Annotated in this window: 18 protein-coding genes; 4 read left to right on the top strand and 14 right to left on the bottom strand. The window is 67.2% G+C overall.

What is annotated here, in order from left to right; translation table 11 throughout:
• Positions 1 to 28 precede the first annotated feature (28 nt).
• Positions 29 to 235 carry a hypothetical protein gene (locus ABEA33_RS08545; RefSeq protein ID WP_345526334.1) on the top strand — a complete coding sequence of 69 codons (207 nt, stop codon included), beginning with the start codon at positions 29 to 31 and terminating at the stop codon, positions 233 to 235.
• A 21-nt stretch (positions 236 to 256) separates the two neighbouring features.
• Here the strand turns inward: ABEA33_RS08545 and ABEA33_RS08540 are convergent, their stop codons facing one another.
• Both ABEA33_RS08540 and ABEA33_RS08535 read right to left on the bottom strand, forming a co-directional pair.
• Entirely contained in the window at positions 257 to 898 is a 642-nt protein-coding gene (locus tag ABEA33_RS08540) for a response regulator transcription factor (protein WP_345526333.1), read from the bottom strand.
• Positions 899 to 1,133: 235 nt separating this feature from the next.
• On the bottom strand, positions 1,134 to 1,502 hold the full coding sequence (locus ABEA33_RS08535) for a hypothetical protein (RefSeq protein WP_345526332.1): 369 nt from the start codon (positions 1,500 to 1,502) through the stop codon (positions 1,134 to 1,136).
• A gap of 154 nt (positions 1,503 to 1,656) precedes the next feature.
• Here ABEA33_RS08535 and ABEA33_RS08530 point away from each other — a divergent pair, with 154 nt between their 5' ends.
• Complete coding sequence (locus ABEA33_RS08530; RefSeq protein ID WP_345526331.1) at positions 1,657 to 2,994, top strand: FAD-dependent oxidoreductase; 1,338 nt, start codon at positions 1,657 to 1,659, stop codon at positions 2,992 to 2,994.
• Between the two features lie 21 nt (positions 2,995 to 3,015).
• Here the strand turns inward: ABEA33_RS08530 and ABEA33_RS08525 are convergent, their stop codons facing one another.
• The 8 genes from ABEA33_RS08525 to ABEA33_RS08490 all read right to left on the bottom strand — a co-directional run bounded on the left by ABEA33_RS08525 (position 3,016) and on the right by ABEA33_RS08490 (position 11,646).
• Entirely contained in the window at positions 3,016 to 3,648 is a 633-nt protein-coding gene (locus ABEA33_RS08525; protein WP_345526330.1) for a class F sortase, read from the bottom strand.
• Between the two features lie 4 nt (positions 3,649 to 3,652).
• Entirely contained in the window at positions 3,653 to 6,925 is a 3,273-nt protein-coding gene (locus tag ABEA33_RS08520) for an Ig-like domain-containing protein (protein WP_345526329.1), read from the bottom strand.
• A gap of 363 nt (positions 6,926 to 7,288) precedes the next feature.
• A complete protein-coding gene (locus ABEA33_RS08515; RefSeq protein WP_345526328.1) occupies positions 7,289 to 7,417 on the bottom strand; it encodes a hypothetical protein in 129 nt (42 codons plus the stop codon).
• A 9-nt stretch (positions 7,418 to 7,426) separates the two neighbouring features.
• Positions 7,427 to 7,672 carry a DUF6458 family protein gene (locus ABEA33_RS08510; RefSeq protein ID WP_345526327.1) on the bottom strand — a complete coding sequence of 82 codons (246 nt, stop codon included), beginning with the start codon at positions 7,670 to 7,672 and terminating at the stop codon, positions 7,427 to 7,429.
• A gap of 395 nt (positions 7,673 to 8,067) precedes the next feature.
• The gene (locus tag ABEA33_RS08505; protein ID WP_345526326.1) at positions 8,068 to 8,814 is read right to left on the bottom strand and encodes a glucose 1-dehydrogenase; all 747 of its coding nucleotides are present in this window, start codon (positions 8,812 to 8,814) and stop codon (positions 8,068 to 8,070) included.
• A 115-nt stretch (positions 8,815 to 8,929) separates the two neighbouring features.
• Positions 8,930 to 9,472, bottom strand: coding sequence for an acyl-CoA-like ligand-binding transcription factor (locus ABEA33_RS08500; RefSeq protein ID WP_345526325.1), 543 nt, complete (start codon positions 9,470 to 9,472; stop codon positions 8,930 to 8,932).
• 720 nt (positions 9,473 to 10,192) lie between these two features.
• Positions 10,193 to 11,116: an NAD-dependent epimerase/dehydratase family protein gene (locus ABEA33_RS08495; RefSeq protein WP_345526324.1), complete on the bottom strand. Its 924-nt coding sequence runs from the start codon at positions 11,114 to 11,116 to the stop codon at positions 10,193 to 10,195.
• Positions 11,117 to 11,241: 125 nt separating this feature from the next.
• Positions 11,242 to 11,646 carry a Dabb family protein gene (locus ABEA33_RS08490; RefSeq protein ID WP_345526323.1) on the bottom strand — a complete coding sequence of 135 codons (405 nt, stop codon included), beginning with the start codon at positions 11,644 to 11,646 and terminating at the stop codon, positions 11,242 to 11,244.
• A 68-nt stretch (positions 11,647 to 11,714) separates the two neighbouring features.
• Here ABEA33_RS08490 and ABEA33_RS08485 point away from each other — a divergent pair, with 68 nt between their 5' ends.
• Positions 11,715 to 12,329, top strand: coding sequence for a TetR/AcrR family transcriptional regulator (locus ABEA33_RS08485; RefSeq protein ID WP_345526322.1), 615 nt, complete (start codon positions 11,715 to 11,717; stop codon positions 12,327 to 12,329).
• A 696-nt stretch (positions 12,330 to 13,025) separates the two neighbouring features.
• Here ABEA33_RS08485 and ABEA33_RS08480 read toward each other — a convergent pair.
• The 3 genes from ABEA33_RS08480 to ABEA33_RS08470 are packed head-to-tail and all read right to left on the bottom strand — an operon-like array spanning position 13,026 to position 16,344.
• A complete protein-coding gene (locus tag ABEA33_RS08480) occupies positions 13,026 to 13,889 on the bottom strand; it encodes a 3-hydroxyacyl-CoA dehydrogenase family protein (protein ID WP_345526320.1) in 864 nt (287 codons plus the stop codon).
• A complete protein-coding gene (locus ABEA33_RS08475) occupies positions 13,886 to 15,070 on the bottom strand; it encodes an acetyl-CoA acetyltransferase (RefSeq protein ID WP_345526319.1) in 1,185 nt (394 codons plus the stop codon). Before ABEA33_RS08475 ends, ABEA33_RS08480 begins: the two co-directional genes overlap by 4 nt.
• Positions 15,067 to 16,344 (bottom strand): OB-fold domain-containing protein, encoded by a 1,278-nt coding sequence (locus ABEA33_RS08470; protein ID WP_345526318.1) that lies wholly within the window; start codon positions 16,342 to 16,344, stop codon positions 15,067 to 15,069. Before ABEA33_RS08470 ends, ABEA33_RS08475 begins: the two co-directional genes overlap by 4 nt.
• A 561-nt stretch (positions 16,345 to 16,905) precedes the next feature.
• Here ABEA33_RS08470 and ABEA33_RS08465 point away from each other — a divergent pair.
• Positions 16,906 to 18,171: an alpha-hydroxy acid oxidase gene (locus ABEA33_RS08465; RefSeq protein WP_345526317.1), complete on the top strand. Its 1,266-nt coding sequence runs from the start codon at positions 16,906 to 16,908 to the stop codon at positions 18,169 to 18,171.
• Between the two features lie 66 nt (positions 18,172 to 18,237).
• Here the strand turns inward: ABEA33_RS08465 and ABEA33_RS08460 are convergent.
• Positions 18,238 to 18,870: TetR/AcrR family transcriptional regulator (locus ABEA33_RS08460; protein WP_345526316.1), on the bottom strand; the 633-nt coding region annotated here is incomplete at its 5' end.

Raw genomic sequence — 18,870 nt, 5'->3', positions numbered from 1 at the left:
TCGGCACGTCCCGGCCGATCAGTTGGACATGACTACTCCCGTCGACACCGAGGCCTGGGTCGCCGGCTGGCTCGACGACTTCCGCCTGTGCCTCCACGGCGCCCATGGCGCCGCCTGGCGCGCCCGCGCCGAGCAGGAGCTGCGCTCAGCCAGCACCGTCGCGACCAGTGACCGTCAGCGCGCATCCTCGTGGGCACGCACCCGCATCGAGGTCCTGGGCGAGTCCGCGGCCTGACCCTCGTCGTACGCCCTCGTCTCAGACGCCGGTGTCGTCCGTCGAGTCGAACCCGTTCCGGTATCCCCAGGCCACCGCCTGCGACCGGCTGCTGACGTGGATCTTGCGGTAGGCGGTCCGAATGTAGGTCTTCACGGTGTTGATGCTGAGGTACGACCGGCGGGCGATCTCCTCGTTCGTGAGGCCACGCGTGATGAAGCTCAGCATCTCGGACTCCCGCTGCGAGAGTCCGAGTGCCTGACCGGGCCAGGTCAGGACCGGATCGTCGTCGCCGTCCGCGTCACGGGGCGGATTCCCGTCGTGGAGCGCGACGATCGCGGCCACGAGCTGCGCGGCGTTGAGTCCCTTGTGCAGGTAGCCGACGGCGCCGTGCTGAAGCGCCGCCTCCTCGGGATACTCCTCCCAGCTGTAGACCACGACCTTGCCGGTGTTCTCGGCGACGACCTTGCGAAGCTTCTGGTCACCGTCGGGGAGCCGACCGAAGGTGTCGAACAGGATCACGTCCGCCTCGCGCGGCATCGTCGTCAGCGTCGTCAGGTCGACGACCTGGACCTGGTCTGGGTGACGCGCCAGCATCTGCGCCAAGCCGAGGAGCGCGATCTCGTAGTCGTTCGAGAGCGCCACCCGGATCGGCGCCGGCCTGTCCTGTGCTTCGTCCGTCATGCGTGTCCTCCTCTGGAGTTCCACCCAGGGGTGCCCGATCGGCGACGACGGCATTCCCGGCCAGTTCGGCAGACGACGCCCCCGCCGTCGGCGAGGGCGTCATCCGCGCGGCAAACCGCACTTCCGGCGCGCGGATGCGGAGTGTCAAGGAGTCACCCGACCGAGCCGGCACCAGTGCGGTAGCCCGTGCGGTCACCTTCTATCCCACCCTGCGGGGTGGGCTCGGGTCACCCGATCACGAGCCGTGTCGGTAGTCCGCGAGCGCCTGGTCCATGACACCGCGGGGCAGCTTCACGGCCGCCCTCCCCGGCTCGAACGCCGACAGCTGCGCCTCGATCAGCTGGAGCTGACCCTGGAGGTCCCCGGCGCCTTCCGACCAGAGGCTCGTGCCCTCGTCGGTCAGCTCGAAGGTCCACTCCTCGTAGATCCGGACCAGGCCAGCGCCGGTCAGCTTGCCGAGCGCTGACGCGACCTCGTCCTCGAGGAGCACGGCGTGGTTGATCCAGTCCGCTGCACCGATCACCTCGACCATCGTGCACGGTCGCTGGTAGACGCCGATGGCGGCCAGCACCCAGGTGTCGGCGAACTCCCAACCGTCGGACACGGCACCCTCCCTCGGACGAGCGACAACGCTACGGCATCCTCCAGTCACAGGCTGAGCCTGTGTCCCCACAGGGACGGAGGGTCTACGGCGACCCCCCGTGATGACGCACGCTCGTGGTACACGCCCCATCGACCCTCACCGAAGGACAGTCCCCATGAGCACCATCCGCGTCGCCGTGGTCGGCGCCGGCCCCGCCGGCATCTACGCCGCCGACATCCTGACGCAGGAGCACCCCGAGGTCAGGGTCGACGTGCTCGAGCGCCTGCCTGCGCCGTACGGACTGGTGCGGTACGGCGTCGCGCCGGACCATCCCCGGATCAAGGAGATCATCAAGGCGCTGCGCCGGGTGCTGAGCCGGGACCGGATCCGGTTCCTGGGCAACGTCGAGTACGGCACCGACCTCAAGCTCGCCGACCTCCAGGACCACTACGACGCCGTGGTCTTCTCCACCGGTGCGGCGACGGACCGGCCGCTCGACGTCCCAGGCATCGACCTGCCGGGCAGCCACGGCGCCGCCGACTTCGTCTCCTGGTACGCCGGACACCCCGACGCCACCGAGTCCTGGCCGCTGGACGCCCGCGAGATCGCGGTCATCGGCGCCGGCAACGTCGCGCTCGATGTCGCCCGGATGCTCGCCAAGCCGGCCGAGGAGCAGCTCGTCACCGAGATCGCGGACAACGTCTTCCAGGGCCTGTCGCTCAACCAGGTCACCGACGTCCACGTCTTCGCACGCCGCGGCCCGGCACAGGTCCGGTTCACGCCGATGGAGCTGCGCGAGCTCTCGCACTCCCCCGAGGTCGACGTGATCGTGCACCCCGAGGGCTTCGAGATCGACGAGGCCAGCCAGGCCGCGATCAGCGGCAACAAGAGCACCCGCCTCGTCGTGGACACCCTGCTCAAGTACGTCGAGGCCGAGCCGACCGGGGCCTCGCGCCGCATCCACATCCATCTCTGCCAGGCACCGGTCGAGGTGCTGGGCACCGACCGCGTCGAGGGCATCCGCACCGAACGGATGGAGCTGCAGGGCGACGCCACCGTGCGGGGCACCGGCGAGTACGTCGACACCCCGGTGCAGGCGGTCTACCGCGCGGTCGGCTACCTGGGCAGCGAGCTCGTCGACCTGCCGTTCGACCAGACCGCGGGCGTCGTACCCAACGACGCCGGCCGGGTCCTCGACCTCGACGGCGCCGCCGTGCCGGGCACCTACGTCACCGGCTGGATCAAGCGTGGGCCGGTCGGCCTGATCGGGCACACCAAGTCGGACGCCGCCGAGACCGTCGCCAGCCTGCTCGCCGACCTCGAGCACGCCCCCTCGGTGGACCGCGACCCGGACGCGATCGTGGCCCAGCTCGCCGAGCGCGGGGTCGCCGTCACGACCTGGTCCGGCTGGGAACGCCTCGACGCCCACGAGGTCGCCCTGGGCGAGGCCGCCGGCCGGGAGCGGATCAAGGTCGTGCCCCGCGAGGAGATGCTGCGGATCGCGAAGGGCTGAGGCCCCGCGCGCGGACGCCACTCACTTGTCTGCGGCAGGCACCGGGACGGCGTACCAGATCGTGCGGTGGGTCCAGTCCCCCGGACCCCGACGCTTGCCCGAGCAGACCAGGATGGCCAGGCGGGGCTTGCCGACGGTGTCGTAGTAGCCCGAGACGAACGCGTCGGCGCGGACCTGCTGGCGCCGGGTCACCCGGTAGCACATCTGCTCTCCTCCGGCGCCGGAGACCGTCAGCCGGGCGCCGGTGCGCAGGCGCTTGAGGAGGAGGTTGCCCAGTGCCGGTGGCGGGTTGTCATAGGGATAGGTGTGCGCGGTGAAGCGCACGACACCCCTGTCGTCACCGGGACGGACCCCGGCTGCCTTGTCCCAGGCGAGCTGCCACTTGCCCCGTGCGGTGAGCGGCGGGGGCTGGGGAACCCCGTTCCTGTCCTGCCCGCGGGCGAGGACCTTGGTCGCGCGGAGCACACCCTCGACCGCGATCGTGGTGGGCCGGAACCCGTGGTCGACCGACGTGCACTGTGCCCTCGCCCGGGTCGTGTCGGCATGAGCCGACACGACCCACGGGGTCGTGGCGGACGCCGCGATTGCGACGCCCAGCACGACCCCGTGGACGAGGACGGCTCGGATGTTGCGGTGGAGCCGTCCACGTGTCACTGCATCACATCCCGGGCGGTGCGAGACGGAACCCGGTGGCGGGCAGCTGGGCGGGAGCCACGGTGACGGCGGCCTTGCCCTTGTTGTTCGACCGGACGGTCTCACCGGCGACGCGCACGTTGGCGACGTTCACGGCGCGACCCAGAGCGGCCTTGGTCGCCTTGGCGACCACGAACACGGGAGCTGCCTTCTTGTGGGCCCCGAGGCCCTTCTTCAGCACGCACGTGACGGTGTCGGACGCCTTGCGGGTCTTGCACGTCCAGCCCTTGCCCGTGGCCGAGACCAGCTCGAGTCCCTTGGGCAGCGGGTCGGTCAGCGTGATCGGCCCCTTCGCGGCGTCCTTGCCCTTGTTGCTGACCGTGAGCTTGTAGCGCACGGCCCCGCCGACCCGCACCTGGGTCCCGCTGACCGCCCGCTTGTCCAGCACCAGGTCGAAGCCGTCATGCGCGGCAGGGGGAAGGGGTGCGGGGGTGACGGTGATCGTCAGCGTGGAGCGCGCAGCGTGGCCCTTGCTGTCGCGCACCTGGTACTCCACCGGCGTGGCCCGGCCCGAGAAGCCGGACTCGGGGTCGAACGTGACCGCACCCGTGACCGGGTCGATGGTGTAGGTGCCTTCGCCCGGCACCTGCAGGACCCGGCCCTCGTCGGTGGCATTCGGAGAGGTGAAGACCACCGTCGAGCGATCCCAGTCGCCCGGCGTCCCGTCGGCGTTCTGGCCGGGGGTGTCGTTGGGCAGCAGGGGCACTGTGATGGGGGTGTCGTGAGGAGTCGCGCCAGTGTCGGGTCGAGCCGACGGCCCGGGACGCACCGTCACCGTCAACGCGGCCGTGTCCGTGGTGCCGTTCACGTCGGTGATCCGGTACTCCACAGCGGGCGTCGTCCCGGTGTATCCGGGGACCGGGGTGAAGGTGACCGAACCGTCGTTGTTCACCTGCCACGTACCCTCCGACGTGACCAGGGTCTTGCCGCCGTTCGTCGCGTTCGGGCTGGTGAAGACCGTCGCACCCGGCACCAGCGGTGCCGAGGAAGCACCAGCCGCGTCGTCGGTCACCGCCGGCAGGGTGACCGGCGTGTCGTACGCCGTGTCGGCGGCGTCGTCGTTCGCCACGGGGACGATGGGCGTCACCGTGATCGTCACCGTCGACGTGGCGTCGTTGCCGTTGGAGTCGGTGACCCGATAGGTCACGGCGGTGGCGACACCCGTGAACTGCGGCTCGGGGTCGAAGGTGACCTCGCCGGAGACCGGGTCGATCGTGTAGACGCCCTCACCCGGGACGGTCAGCGTCTTGCCCCCGTTGGACACGGTGCCCGGGTTCGGGCCGGCGGGGAACACGACCGTGGCCTTGTCCCAGCTGCCTGCCGATCCGTCGGCCAGGGGGCCGGGGGTGTCGTTGGGCAGCGGGTCCACGGTGACGTCGACGTCCTGCGGCGTCGTGTCGGTGTTCGGGGTGGCGGAGGGGCCGGGACGGACGGTGACGACCAGGTCGGCCGTGTCGGTGCCACCGGCGGCGTCGGTGATCCGGTACTCGACCGGCGGGGTGGTCCCGGTGTAGCCGGGAGCCGGGGTGAACGTGACCGTCCCATCGGCGTTGACCTTCCAGGTGCCCTCCGGGGTCACCAGGGTCTTGCCGTTGTCGGTCGCGTCCGGGCTGGTGAACACGGTGGAAGCAGGGACCAGAGGCGTCCCGGGGTCGCTCGGGTCGTCGTTGTCGGTCGCGGGGAGGGTCACCGGAGTGTCGAACGGGGTGTTGCGGGAGTCATCCGTCGCAACGGGGGGTCCGGCGGTCACGGTCACGGTGGCGTCGTCGGTGTTGTCGCCGGGCGCTCCGCGGTCGGTGACCGTGACGACGTTCTCGATGCTGGTGCCGTCGGCGGTGCCTGCCGGGATTTCCTGCGTGTAGACGATGGTCACCGTCTCCCCGGAGTCGATGCCGCGGGTCCCGGAATCGGGAGAGCTGGACACGTCGTCGGCGTACGGGCGCGAGCACGTGAGGGAGGCGGGCATGGGGTCGCCGGCGGCCACTCCGCAGGTCACCGCTCCGCGCGACAGCCCGCGGTCGTTGCTGCCGCCGCTGACGGCCACGGACGTGACCGTCTTGGCGCCAGGCCCGGGCAGGGTGTCGTCGATGGTGAGCAGGTCACCGCGGATCATCGGCTCGGGACCGTTGTTGGTGACGGTGACCGTCCAGGTCACGGTGTCGCCCGGAGCCGGCGTGGTGTTGTCGACAGTCTTGGTCACCGCGAGGTCGTAGTCGCAGGGGACGAAGTCGAGCCTGACATCGCCGTTCTGGCCGACACCCGCCGTCGCCCGCTCACCCACGGCTTCCGAGCTGATGCCGGAGGCTGCGAAACCGGGCAGGCCCGGGCTGTCGGCGGCGATGAAGCTGGCGCCGCCGCCACCGCCGGCGCCGGTGACGCCACCCTGGCTGAGACCGCCGTTGCCGTTGCCCACGGTCGAGGCAGCGCCGCCGCCACCGAACCAGCCGCCACCACCGCCGCCGCCCGTGTCGGGAGTGCTGTCCGGACCGGCGTCGCCTCCGACGCGGCCCGCACCCGGGGCGCCGCTCCGCGAACTGTCGGCACTGTTGGCGCCGCCTGCCCCGGGACCGCCCGAGTCGCCGCCCGCGCCAGCGTTGACGACGTTCGCCGCGGGGTCGTCGAGACCGTCGACGCCGGCCGCGCCGGCCGTGACGCCGGGGGCGGCGGGCAGCCCTGCGTCGCCGCCGCCGCCCTGGTTCAAGGAGTGCCCGCCGCCCGAGCCGCCGCCGCCGCCAGCCACCACGGCGTCGACTCCGTCGAGCTGCAGCGAGGTCCAGCCACCACCGCCGGCGCCCGGGTGGATCTGGTTCGAGCCGGTGAGCGCGCCACCGTTGCCACCGCCGTTGCTGCCAGCCGTGCGGTTCTGCCCGCCACCGCCGCCCACGACTCCGCCGAACGACTCACCGGGCACGACGGCGAACCGGGTGCTGATCCGGGCCGCCGCGCCGTTGGCGTCGGGCTGGCTCACGCCGTTGCCGACCATGTTGTGTCCCCCCGCGCCGCCGGTCACCCGGACGTCGACGAAGCACGAACCGTCCGGCACCGTGCCTGAGTAGGCCCCGACGCCGGCCGTGAAGGCGACCGGGTCCGGCGCCGGAGCGGCGACGGCACTGGGGCCACCGACGAGGACGCTGAGCCCGGTGGCGACGACCGCCGTGGCGAGAGCCAGATGGGTGGCCCTCGAGGAGCCTCTGGGCGGCACCGGGCGACGGAGTGGTAGTGACGACGGGAAACGCATGCGTGCTCTCCTCTGAGGGACTGCACGTGCCCAGGTGCGGACACGGCAATACCAAGGACTCACGACCGGGGTGATTCCTTACGCGCCTGCCGAGATCTTTTTGGGACGGCCCACGTCGGGTGACCGCGTGCCCGATGCAGCCGCGCTCCACCGGGCACGCCGAGGGACCGACTACTCCCAAACTGACGCGCATCCGGACGATCGCCGATCGTCGGTCACCCCACGCCGCGTGACAAGATCGTGAAGGCGCGGAGGGGTCGTCGGCGGCCCTGACTCGCGGGGGTGGCGGTGGTCAGGGCCGCCGACAAAGGGTTCATGTCGCGGCCAGGTCGTTCCGTTACATCGCCGAGGACCAGCGTCTGGTCACCTGAACGTCACTGCCGGGCAGCCCGTGCAGGCGTACTCCTCGATGGCGTTCCCCTCCTCATGCCGGACCTCTCGCAGGTGCCAGTCATGCTCGTGCACCAGCAGCACGGCGACCTCGCCTGGCACGCAGGGCCGTCATCCGAGGTCGGAGCGAGTCTCGCGGACCGTCTGGCTGCCGTCCGAATGTGTGGACGTCGTCCGGATCCGCGAACCGCGTCCACGGCTGTTCAAGGTGACCGCGGTGAGCACCAGTGCGATGGCGCCGACTGCCGCGAGGATCCACCCGGCCGTGGTCAGGTCGACGCCACTGATGGCGTCTTGAACGGCTAGAGCCAGGATCAATCCGAGAGCGAGCAGGAATGCGCCGATGCCGTAACCCATGATGGTTCTCCTTGAGCGTCGTCACCCCCGCGACTTCCGGCACGGTTCCCACTCGGCGCACAGGGCAAACAGCGTCCGGTTCGGGCGACGACGACGCTGGATGTTCTGCGTCGTCGTGGCGTATCGCGACCCCGCTGATCCGTCAACGCGGTGCGGGGCTCGAACCAGCCTGCGCGATTGCACCTGAAGTTCTTCTGCGGACAGCTCCCGGACCAGGAGCAGTCGGCACCCGTCTGGTTGCCTACGCGTTCGGCCAGCAGTCCTCAGCGGGGAGTTCCACGCGCGCACACGGTGTGAGCCCTCGCCCGAGAGCGAGGCTCGGGGTGCTCGCCGACTGAGCAGCGAACACCCCGATCGCACAACCAGCGGCGCCGACAGCGCCAAGCAATCGATGCTTAGGACGCCGTGAGCCCGCCGTCGATGACGTGCTCCATGCCGCTGATGTAGGACGAGTCATCGGAGGCGAGAAACAGGACGAGGCTTGCGACCTCCTCCGGTTCGGCCATCCGACGGAGCGGTACGGCGTCGGCGATGCCACCGCCGTCACTGTCCGTGGCAGCGACCATCATCGGAGTCTTGATGTAGCCGGGGTGCACCGAGTTCACCCTGATCTGCTCGGGGCCAAACTGCACTGCGACCTGCTTGGTCATGCCTCTGGAAGCGAACTTGCTGCCCACGTATCCCAGGTTCGGGGCTCCGACGACTGAAACCATCCCGGCGGTCGAGCTGATGTTCACGATCGAGCCGCCGCCGGCCTTACGCATCGACGGGATCACGGTCTTCATCCCCCACACCTGTGAGTGCTGGTTGATCGCGATGACCCGGAGGTACTCCTCAGGCTCGATCTCGACGACGTCCTTGATAGGCCCCAAGATTCCGGCGTTGTTCACGAGGATGGTCACAGGCCCGAACGACTCCTCCGCGCGGCTCACGACCCGCACCCAGTCCTCGAGCGAGGCGACGTCGTGGCGGATGAACAGCGCGTCGCTCCCGAGTTCGTTTGCGAGCTGGCTGCCGACCGCCTCATTGACGTCGGTGAGCACCACCTTGGCGCCCTCAGCGACGAATCGTCGCGCGTGCGCTTCGCCCATCCCTTGGGCCGCGCCAGTGACGATGGCGACCTTGCCGTCGAGCTTTCCCATGTCGACTTCCGTTCATATCGGTTCCGCCGCCGTGTGATCACGGCTTGCGCGGTCTCGCGATGCCGAGACCTCCTTCGAGATTAATGGGACCGAGTTCCAAAATAAAGGTGCTCGCCTAGACCTGGTCCAGCCATCCCTGAAGTGCCGCACAGAGCGGCGCCAGCGCGGCGTCCGCCTGGGCGACTCCATCGCGCGGCGGTTCCGCACTCTTCGCCCACTGCCGAAGGGTGGCCAGGAAGGCGGCTTGGACTGCCGAGCCGATGCTCTGGGCTGTGACGCCGTCGACCGGGAGTCCGTGACGCCGAGCGACGTATTCGGCGACCTCGCTTGCCCAGGCGAGCCAGCGAGCCGACTCCTCGACCCGCAGCTCCGGAGTTCTGTCCAGGATCATGAAACGCTCGAGCCACATCGCCGACGCGTCGATGGAACGGGACAGGTTCGCCACCACGGCGGACCGGATCACCGTCATCGTGGGCGGGGTGGGATCAGCTGCGTCGAGCAACTCGCGCAGATGCGCGGTGTGGGCGTCGAACTCCGCCCAGATGATCTCGGACTTCGATCCCCAGTACCGGAAGACACTACTTCGACTCAGGCCGCTCTCGGCAGCGATCATCGCCATTGTCGTACCTGCATACCCACGCTCCAAGAAGAGCGCCATCGCGTGCTGCTCGATAGCTGCACGCGAAGACACCGGAGGTCGGCCGCGACCCGGAGCAGAGGACGGTTCGGCTTTGGACACGCCCGAAACCCTGCCATGCCGTGCGCACCTGCGTGCAGCGACTCTAGGGCTCCGAGACCGACGACTGCTGGGTCTGGGCCAGCTCCGCCAGACGACGCCGCGACAGGCCCGCCGCCCGCCGGGCCACCTCGATCACCGTCTCCGACTCCATCCAAATCGTCTCCGATCATCGATTGCGACCGGGTGACGCGACCGGGTATTGGAGCACGTCCAGTCGCGGTGGGTCCGTGCGGCGATCTAACCGCCCTGCTCACGCAGGACGCGCGGCGGGGTTCACCGCCATCAAGGTCGCCGTCGGCGACGTCGTGTTCCGTCGCCTTCTCGATTGTTGCAACACCCAAGAACGCTCATTCTCCGCATATGCAGGGGAACAGAGCCCGCTGAAAGAGTGACAGCCGGACCCCCCAGGGGATCCGGCTGTCAGCTGGCGGTGGGATTAGAGCTCGAGATTGACCGTTTCACGAACTTCGGTGATGCCCGAAATCGCTGAAAGCCCAACGCTTCTGCACCCCGGTGACGTGTCCGAATCCCGCCAGTTCACGTCACAGTGTATCCGCGATCGTGCTATCGCTCTCAGCAGCGGACGTCGGAACCTTGGTCACTTCGACCCTGCGGCCGAAAGCCGTGGCGTTCATCCGGTCACTCACTACTGGGACCGGCGCCGGCGACCTCGTCCTCGATTGCGGTGTCGATATCCGTCGCTGTAAGGCCAAACATGTTCGCGGTCCGCGTGGCATCCATCCGGAAGGGCGAGTACCACTGGTAGTCCATCTCGGCCATCTCTCGAGCAATCGGCACAACATACCCCGCCGTGCGCATGACAAAGCGTGGCATTCGGACGAGCTTGACCGGTGGCTTGCCAGCGGCCGCAGCGTAGCGGTGCGCGAGGTCTCGTAGCGAGATGGCTGGCGGTGAAGGCACATGCCAGGCATGCCCCCAGGCACGCTGGTCATCGGACAACGCGACCAGGGCTGCGGCCATGTCCTTGTTGTAGGTGAACGTGTGCGGCGTATCCAGATCACCCGGCATCCAGGCTGTCTTCCCCTTCTCCAACGCTGGTCCGATGACCATGGAATAGATGCCGGCAGCCCCTCTGCCGACATAGTCCGAGCCACGCACCTCGACTGTGCGGATGTCGGCCGCCTGGGCCCGTTCCCACAGACGCCTACGAAGTCGGCCTTTTCTTCCCGTGGCATTCATCGGCGTGTGTTCGTCCATGTGTCCATCGGGCTGAGGCCCGTAGGCGTACATACTCCCCGTGAGTGCGAGAACTGCGTCGTTGGCTTTCGCCGCGGCGATTGCCGCATCCTGGAGAGGCGGAAGCATGCGTTCCCACATCGTGTAGGAGGGCGGATTCGCGGCGTGATAGATCACTCTCGCGCCCCGGGACAATTCGGTCAGGCGCGTTGCGTCGGACGCATCAACAGCGACCTTCTCGACGAGTGGGTGATCTGGTCCCGAGCCGCTACGAGTGACGACTCGGACGCGCTCCCCGCGCCGGGTGTGCAGGCGCGCGATGTTGGAGCCGATTGACCCGGCACCGAGGATGACGTAGTCAGCCATTTCCGCCCCTCCACTCGCCGTCTGCCTTAAATGTTGGGCGCGCCCTTCTCGCGTTGACGGGCCAGCTAGCAGCCACATTGATCGCAGCGCCCTGCTCGCGGCAGGGCTGGTTCACTGCGGGCGCATCAGTCATCAACGCCGGCCCCCTTGTAGGTCGGGACGTCAGCGAGCATGCTGGCGATCTCCGGATTGAGAGCATTACGGCGTCGGTGAAGCTCCTGGATCTTCGCGTTGAGCTCGGGGTCGTTGTCGTCACTCACGTCGAAGATGTCGAGGCGTTCGACGAGACTCAGCCCGAGATGGTCAGTCTCGTACGTGGTCGGATGCGTGAGGTACTCGAAGAGCCCATCCAGATCCTCCACTGCGAAGACTGCGCTGTACTCGTAGTCGCCGCCAAGGTCGCGGCCCACGACGTATGACTTGACCGCCCGGATGGTCTGGCCCTGATTGCGCCAGCTCTGCAGTGCCGCCTCGACTTGCTCCGCCGTCGCGCTCGGCTTCATGCTGACTCGATTGATGTGATAGATCATCACGGCTCCTAACATCGGAAGATTGTCTAACGTTGTTAGACTACACGCAAGGCACAGGAGGGCAACGGGTGGAGGAGACCGCCAGCAGCTCGCGGCGCAGCAAGGAGCGGGCCGCTATGCGTCGACGCATCGTCGAGACCGCTCTCCAGCTTCTCGAACAAGAGGGCACGACGGCCGTGACGACGAGGCGTGTAGCAACGGAGATGGACTACACGGCACCGATCGTCTACCAGCACTTCGAGAACAAGGACGCACTTGTGCTCGAGCTGGTGTCACACGGCTATCAGATGCTCACCGCGGAACTGCAAGAGGTATCTGCTCAGACCGATCCCTCCCTGCGTCTTCTAAGCGCAGCGACCTCTTACGTGCGCTTCGCTGGGCAACACCCTCACCTGTTCGACGCGATGAACGTGGTGGCGGTGGAGTCCGTACAGCGAAGCGCCATCGTTGAGCCGGTTCTGGATCTGCTCCAGGATTGGCTGGGGGTGTGGGCCAGCAGTCAGCGGGTCGACTTGGGAGACAACCGCGATGCATGCGACGTGGTGTGGGGCACCTTGTACGGAATAGGAGCCCTCGGGCGCCTCGACTCCGTCGGCAATGAGCGGGCACAGCGTCTCGCGCGTCAGGCGCTGGAAGCGATCCTGAGCGGTTGGCTGAGTCAAGGCGGACAGCGCCCCGCGTGAAGTCAATGTATCGCGGCAGCGGCTGCAGGCGGCGCTCGCAGCGGAGGATCGGCGAGATGGACCGGCAACGTTGTCTCGTCTCCCCGATGCCGCAGAAAAACAACTCCGTCTTGCGTCCCCGAACAGCTGAACTCCCGGCGGAACACCCCGACCGCCGACATTGCGGGGGCGGTCGATGCGGCGGAGGTTCTCGGCCCAGAAAGTTCCTCGGCACTGGACAACGTCGAACTCGACCTCCTCTCCCACCTCGAGATCTCGTCGCTCGACTGCCACGACCGAGCTGCGAACGAAGCGGATCCGTGCGCCATCGCCGTGCACGTCGAGATAGCCCAAGTGGTCGTGGAAGTCGTAGGTAAGAACGGTCCCTCTAGCGGCGCGGGTGCGAAGTAGTTGGATGGTTGGCGTCGTCAGGGTGCGTGCCTCGCAAGGCGGCGGCACGACGGCATACCGGCTGTCTTCCGAGTGCTGCCAACGCAGCGAGGGGCGTGCCATGGCGGCGTCGAACCGTCCAAGGATTCCGTGTGCGCGCGACACTAGGCACTTGGACTCCCCTTCGGCACCTAGGGCGGTCAGTCACTCGTGATGGAGTTTTGACCGAGGTGACGCAATGATGGCGCCGCTCATTTCGCGATCCGAGCCGCTGGGCGATCGAGGTCGAGATGACCGTCGAGGTGCGGACCGGCTCACCGGACGCGCTCAAGCAATCTCGTAGAATCCGGACCCGGTCTTCCTTCCGAACCGGCCTTCGGCGACGAGACGAGCCAAGATGGGCGGCGGCGTGAAACGGTCCCCGCCGTAGTGTTCGCTCAACGCGGTCGACACCTTCAAGGCCGTGTCGAGTCCTGCTAGGTCGAGGGTCGCAAGAGGTCCCATCTTGTGGCCGTACATGAGCCGAGCCACCTTGTCGATGTCCGCCGGCGAGGCAATTTCCTCGTCGGCCAGGCGGGCCGCTTCCATGAACAGGGCAGTGCTGAGCCGGTTGGAGATGAATCCCGGCACGTCCTTGCGGCACAGCACGGTCTCACGGCCGCAAGTCACGAGAAAGTCGTTCACGACATCGAGTGTGCGGGGACTCGTCAGGGCGCCGAGGATCACCTCAACGAGCGGCATGAGCGGGGGTGGGTTGGAAAAATGAACCCCGATGACACGATCCCGATGTTGACACGACTCGGCGATCCGGCCGATCTGGAACTGCGAAGTGTTGGTCGCCAAGACAACTTCAGGTGAGCATGCCGCGTCAAGCAGGGCAAAGAGCCCCTGCTTGGCACCAAGATCCTCCACGATCGCCTCGATCACCAGGTCGGCCCCGCTCGCTGAGCTGGACACATCCACCGATGTATCGATGCGGTCGAGGGCCCGAGCCGCGTCCTCCGAGTTGATGTGCCCCGAACGCACGAAGCGGTCAAGGCTGCCGCGGATGCTGGCGAGTCCTCGGTCGAGCGCATCGTCCGTCGTGTCGACCAGTGTGACGTCGAACCCCGCCCGGGCCGCCACTTGCGCGATTCCGCCGCCCATCTGACCTGCGCCAACGACAAGCACCCTGCGGACGACTCCCGTCATCGATCAAGCTCCGCGCCGAACAATGCGATGAAGCTGACGAATTCGCCAGGCAATCCGCCCATGTTGTGGGTCAGGCCAAGGGTCGGGTTGTCGAGCTGGCGTGCACCCGCCTCACCTCGAAACTGCAGCCAGAGCTCGAACATCATGCGCAGACCGCTGGCACCGACAGGGTGTCCAAACGACTTGAGACCGCCATCGGGGTTGACGGGGAGGTCCCCATCAAGATCGTAACGGCCTGCGATCAGGTCCTTCCAGCCCTGTCCACGCTCGGAGAACCCGAGATCTTCCAGCAGGATCATCTCGGTGGGCGTGAAGCAGTCGTGCACCTCGGCCATGGAGATCTGGGTGCGTGGATCAGTCACGCCTGCCTCTGCGTATGCAGCCTTGGCGCAGGCCGTGACCTCCGGGAATGTCACGTGCCGCTGCCCCGCTGTCGACGCCCCGGAACTGGACCCCGCATGGAGCGACATCCCCTTCAGGAACATCGGCATGTCGGTGTACTTGTATGCATCCTCAGCGCGGACGATGATCGCGGCAGCACCGCCATCCGCAACGCCCGAACAGTCGAAGACGCTCAGGTCGCCCGCTACTCGCGGCGCGGCATCGATGGTCTCCTTCGAGACGACCGACTTGTACTGAGCGCGGGGATTGAGTGCTCCGTTGCTGTGGTTCTTCCAAGCAACGTGGGTCAGCGCTTGGCGCAACTCCGCCGGATCGACGCCGTAGTGTTCGCTGTACGACGCTGGGAGCATCGCGTAGGAGGCTGGATTGCTGATCTCTGGAAGTGTGTTGTCGCTCGGCGGATCATCGACCGTAAGCCCCGAGTATCCGGAGTCCTTCAGTTTCTCCACCCCGACCGCCATTGCCACGTCATACACTCCGGCGGCCACGGCGAACGCCGCGTTCCGGAACGCGTCTGAACCGCTAGCGCAGTAGTTCTCGACCCGGGACACGGGTCGCTCAACCTTCAGAGCCTTCGCTAGGGGCAAACCCGAGTGACCCGTCGCGAGTGTCGAGTACCAGTAGGCTTCAATGTCGGACTTGTTCAGGCCCGGGACCGAAGCGATCGCGGCTTCGACCGCATCTACTGCAAGATCGTCGCTCGAGCTGTCCCAGAGCTCACCGAAGTTCGTGCAGCCCATGCCGACGATGGCGATCCTGTCGTGCAACCCCTTACTCATGCCTCGGCTCCCATGACTCGACGTGCCTTCCAGAAGTAGTTCGGAATTCCCTTGACCTCGTAGACCCGACGGAACACGGGTTCAACGACGTCACCAAGGGCGATCTCGCCTGCAGCCGAGTCGGCGATCTCCATCATGATCCGGCCGCCGCCGTCGAAGTCGACCATGGCCGCAATCGCCGGGGGCGACGGCGAATCAGTCACCGCATCCGTACTGATCGCCGCGACCCGGCCTTGCCGAGATGCCACCGAGTACGGTGTCTGGCTGTCAACCGCACCACACCCTCCGCACACGCGATGCGCTGGCAGATAGACCTTCCCGCACTGGCGGCACTGCCCACCTGTCATCGCGTACTTCCACGAGGCATTCCGGACCGCTGGAGGCGCTGCCACACCCGGCTTCTCGGGGCGACGCGCAGGCTCCCGCCCGAGCCGGCCGATCCACGTCAGGAACTCGACGTAACTCAGGGAGCGACGGGACTCCAGCCACTGTGTCCATCCGTCGACTCCTGGGCCGTCCCGCAGCACCCGAAGCGTCATCGCATCAACACTCCCGACCGCATTGATCACGAGAACGATGTCACCCGCTCGCGACACGTCCAGGGCGCGTGCAAGCTGAACCCCCACATCAGCGGCGGCGCAGTAGCCCACCTGGGAACGATGGACTGAAAGGACATCGGACGTGTCGAGAGCGCCGAGCGCCTTCGCCCTACCTAGGGCGAAGCGTCGCTGAGGAGCTGCGACCAGCACAACGGCGGGGGAGTCGCTGATCCCGCTACGCTTCCCGACCTCCGCCACTACGTCGTCGATCGCCTTGCTGAGAACGTGCTGCGAGAAGCGTTCCTCCCACGACTCGGCATACTGGGCCCCTGGGGCCCGCCAGACGTCCATCAACTCGGTCGACGCAGAGGCTGTCGCAAGGACTTCCGCTACGGGGTCCGGGCCTTCTCCGAAGGCAAACGCAGCTCCCGCGGCGCCACCATCGGCTTCGTCGGCGGATCCAGTTCGGCCCTGTCGGTGGTCGCCCATGACGGCGACACCGCCGGTCAAGGACGCGACGCTGAGCGCACCGAACCCACTCCGAAGACCTGCAAGGTCGACCGCGAGCCGCCATTCATCCCAGCCAAGTGCTGCTCGCACGATGGTGGCGTTGGTCTTGTCGGCGAATGGTGGCGACGCCGTTGCGAAGAACAGTGGTGCGCCTTCGTCGACCGGCGGCAACTTGCTTGCCGCGGCGACCCCCATCGTGATCGCGTCCTCGTCGAAGCCGGCCACCGAACGACCGCCTCGACCGCCTCGCCCACCGACTGCCCCGGCCAACGTTTCATGCGCGAGCACATGGCCCGGCAAATAGGCGGAGTACGCCATCAGATTCTTCATCGTGCGCTTCCCACTTTCCACTGTTCGCAACCGACCACCACTCGCACTCGAGAGAGTGGGTCTACGACGTGCTCATCGCCCGGATCGCGACCGCGGGTCGGGCAGCCGACCGCGTGAAGGCCATCTAAGCACCGAGCGATCGATCGGGCAAGTCATGTTCTGCACACAAGCAGCGCTCGCGAGCGATCTGCAGCAAGACACCCGCACTGGAAGGCCATTCTGAGGTCAGCGGCTCACACGAGATGCCGAACACGAATCGACGTGGTGCTAATGTTCGACAAGCATTCCGAACATCGAAGCTAGCCGGAGGCCGGTTGGCGGCTCGACGCGCGCCACTCGGCTTGTGGGTGGTAGACGCGAAGGCAACTGCCCCGGAGCCCTCGAGCAAGGCCCACCACGACACACGACTCAAGCTCAGTCAGCGTCAGACAGATCACCACTTCAAGGCGGTTCCAGATGGTGCAGCGACAGTTCCCCCGTCCTCGCGAGATCTTCGACCTGGTCAGGTTCAACCGCCCTACGATCAGCCCTAGGAAGCGTCGGCTGGAATCGGCGCTTACGATCTACGACCTGCGCCGCATTGCCCGTCGCCGCACTCCCCGAGCGGCCTTCGACTACGCCGACGGCGCGGCCGAGTTGGAGCTCTCCCTCGCCCGCGCACGGATGGCATTCGAGGATGTCGAGTTCCACCCGCGCGTCCTCCGATCCTTCGGGAACGTCGATACATCGACCACGATCCTGGGTGGACCGGCGGCACTACCGCTCGCCATCGCCCCTACGGGATTCACGCGGTTGATGCAGACCGAGGGCGAGATTGCCGGGGCCGGCGCCGCGGGCGCGGCCGGGATTCCGTTCACGCTGTCGACACTGGGAACCACCTCGATCGAGGCGGTAAAAGCAGCGAACCCCCAAGGAAGGAACTGGTTCCAGCTGTACGTGATGCGCGACCGGGAGATTTCCTTCGAGCTCACTCGCCGCGCCGCTGCCGCCGGATTCGACACACTTCATTTCACCGTCGACACTCCAGTCGCCGGCGCGCGCCTGCGCGACAAGCGGAACGGGTTCTCGATCCCACCCCATGTCACGGTCCGCACATTTGCCAACGCGATGGTCCGCCCTTGGTGGTGGTTCGACTTCCTGACGACGCCCAAGCTGGAGTTCGCGTCCCTCACGTCGACTGGCGGCACGGTAGGCGAACTGCTCGACTCGGCGATGGACCCGACGATTTCGCACACGGACCTGGAAGTGATTCGCGAACTGTGGCCGGGCAAGATCGTCGTCAAGGGCGTCCAGAGTGTCGCCGACGCACAGCGGCTGGCCGGGCTCGGCGTCGACGGCATCGTTCTCTCCAATCACGGCGGCCGTCAGCTCGATCGGGCGCCTGTTCCCTTTCATCTCCTACCCGACGTGGTACGAGAGGTCGGTCAGGAGATCGAGATCGGTGTCGATACCGGCATCATGTCCGGAGCGGACGTAGTCGCGGCAATCGCACTCGGGGCCGACTTCACCATGGTCGGGCGCGCGTACCTGTACGGCCTGATGTCGGGCGGCCGTCCCGGGGTGGATCGAGCCTTGGAGATCCTGAGGTCGGAGATCGTTCGCACGATGACCTTGCTTGGAGTCGCTTCGATCGCCGAGCTCGAACCGTCCCACGTCAGCCAGCTCAAGCGCCTCGCGTCAATCGCTCCCGCCCCCACTGAGGGTCTGCGGGAGACTCGATAGTTCTCCGGGAACATTCGGATCGACCTCGTTCAAGGAGTCATCATCGGTCGCGTCCGAGGCGTCGGTTCACGGCGTGCTGGTGTGTTCGACCATGCGCAGTGCTAGGTCGACGTACTGACGGGCGATCTCTTCGGGGCGGTCCTGTCCGTCTGAGCGGAACCAGTAGACGGTCCCGACGCACATCATGATCACGGCACGGCCGGAGACCCGGGCCTGCTTCGTGGCGAAGATCCCCTCGGTGCGACCGTCCTCGACGATCCCGATCAAGGACCGTTCGGTGGCGATGCGTCGCTCGTGGGCACGCACCGCGGCCTCACCCTCGAGACTGCGCTGCTCACTGCGGCCGAGAAAGCCCCAATCACGACGCCATGTATGGAACAAGACCATGCACTCCACGGCATTGGTGAAGCGGCTGTAGGTGTCCGGCGCCTCGGTGATCGCGGCCTCGTACCGCCAGATCAAGTCGTCCATCGACGCGTCGAGAATCGTCTCGAGCATGTCCTGCTTGCTCGCATAATGGTGGTAGATGCCCGGCACCGACAGGCCCGCCCGCCGGGCGATGTCTCGCATCGTCGCGCCGTGATAACCGATCTCCATGAACGCGTCGAGAGCCGCCTGCAGAGGCACGTCGAGCGGAGCATCCTCGAAGGCACGCCAATCACCACGACGCCCAACGTCTGCGACACCCGAACCCGAGGC

Source organism: Nocardioides endophyticus (assembly GCF_039543845.1).
In the GTDB taxonomy this organism is placed as follows: Bacteria; Actinomycetota; Actinomycetes; order Propionibacteriales; family Nocardioidaceae; genus Nocardioides; species Nocardioides endophyticus.
The sequence above is the reverse complement of the archived record's forward strand: the minus strand, read 5'-3'. Positions and strand labels throughout refer to the sequence as shown.

Excerpts from the sequence above, each read along its gene's own strand:
- ABEA33_RS08480 (WP_345526320.1), bottom strand. The coding sequence starts at position 13,889 with ATGACGGGAGTCGTCCGCAGGGTGCTTGTCGTTGGCGCAGGTCAGATG.
- ABEA33_RS08465 (WP_345526317.1), top strand. The coding sequence starts at position 16,906 with ATGGTGCAGCGACAGTTCCCCCGTCCTCGCGAGATCTTCGACCTGGTC.
- ABEA33_RS08475 (WP_345526319.1), bottom strand. The coding sequence starts at position 15,070 with ATGAGTAAGGGGTTGCACGACAGGATCGCCATCGTCGGCATGGGCTGC.
- ABEA33_RS08500 (WP_345526325.1), bottom strand. The coding sequence starts at position 9,472 with ATGGCGCTCTTCTTGGAGCGTGGGTATGCAGGTACGACAATGGCGATG.
- ABEA33_RS08505 (WP_345526326.1), bottom strand. The coding sequence starts at position 8,814 with ATGGGAAAGCTCGACGGCAAGGTCGCCATCGTCACTGGCGCGGCCCAA.
- ABEA33_RS08490 (WP_345526323.1), bottom strand. The coding sequence starts at position 11,646 with ATGATCTATCACATCAATCGAGTCAGCATGAAGCCGAGCGCGACGGCG.
- ABEA33_RS08510 (WP_345526327.1), bottom strand. The coding sequence starts at position 7,672 with ATGGGTTACGGCATCGGCGCATTCCTGCTCGCTCTCGGATTGATCCTG.
- ABEA33_RS08530 (WP_345526331.1), top strand. The coding sequence starts at position 1,657 with ATGAGCACCATCCGCGTCGCCGTGGTCGGCGCCGGCCCCGCCGGCATC.
- ABEA33_RS08545 (WP_345526334.1), top strand. The coding sequence starts at position 29 with ATGACTACTCCCGTCGACACCGAGGCCTGGGTCGCCGGCTGGCTCGAC.
- ABEA33_RS08495 (WP_345526324.1), bottom strand. The coding sequence starts at position 11,116 with ATGGCTGACTACGTCATCCTCGGTGCCGGGTCAATCGGCTCCAACATC.
- ABEA33_RS08540 (WP_345526333.1), bottom strand. The coding sequence starts at position 898 with ATGACGGACGAAGCACAGGACAGGCCGGCGCCGATCCGGGTGGCGCTC.
- ABEA33_RS08520 (WP_345526329.1), bottom strand. The coding sequence starts at position 6,925 with ATGCGTTTCCCGTCGTCACTACCACTCCGTCGCCCGGTGCCGCCCAGA.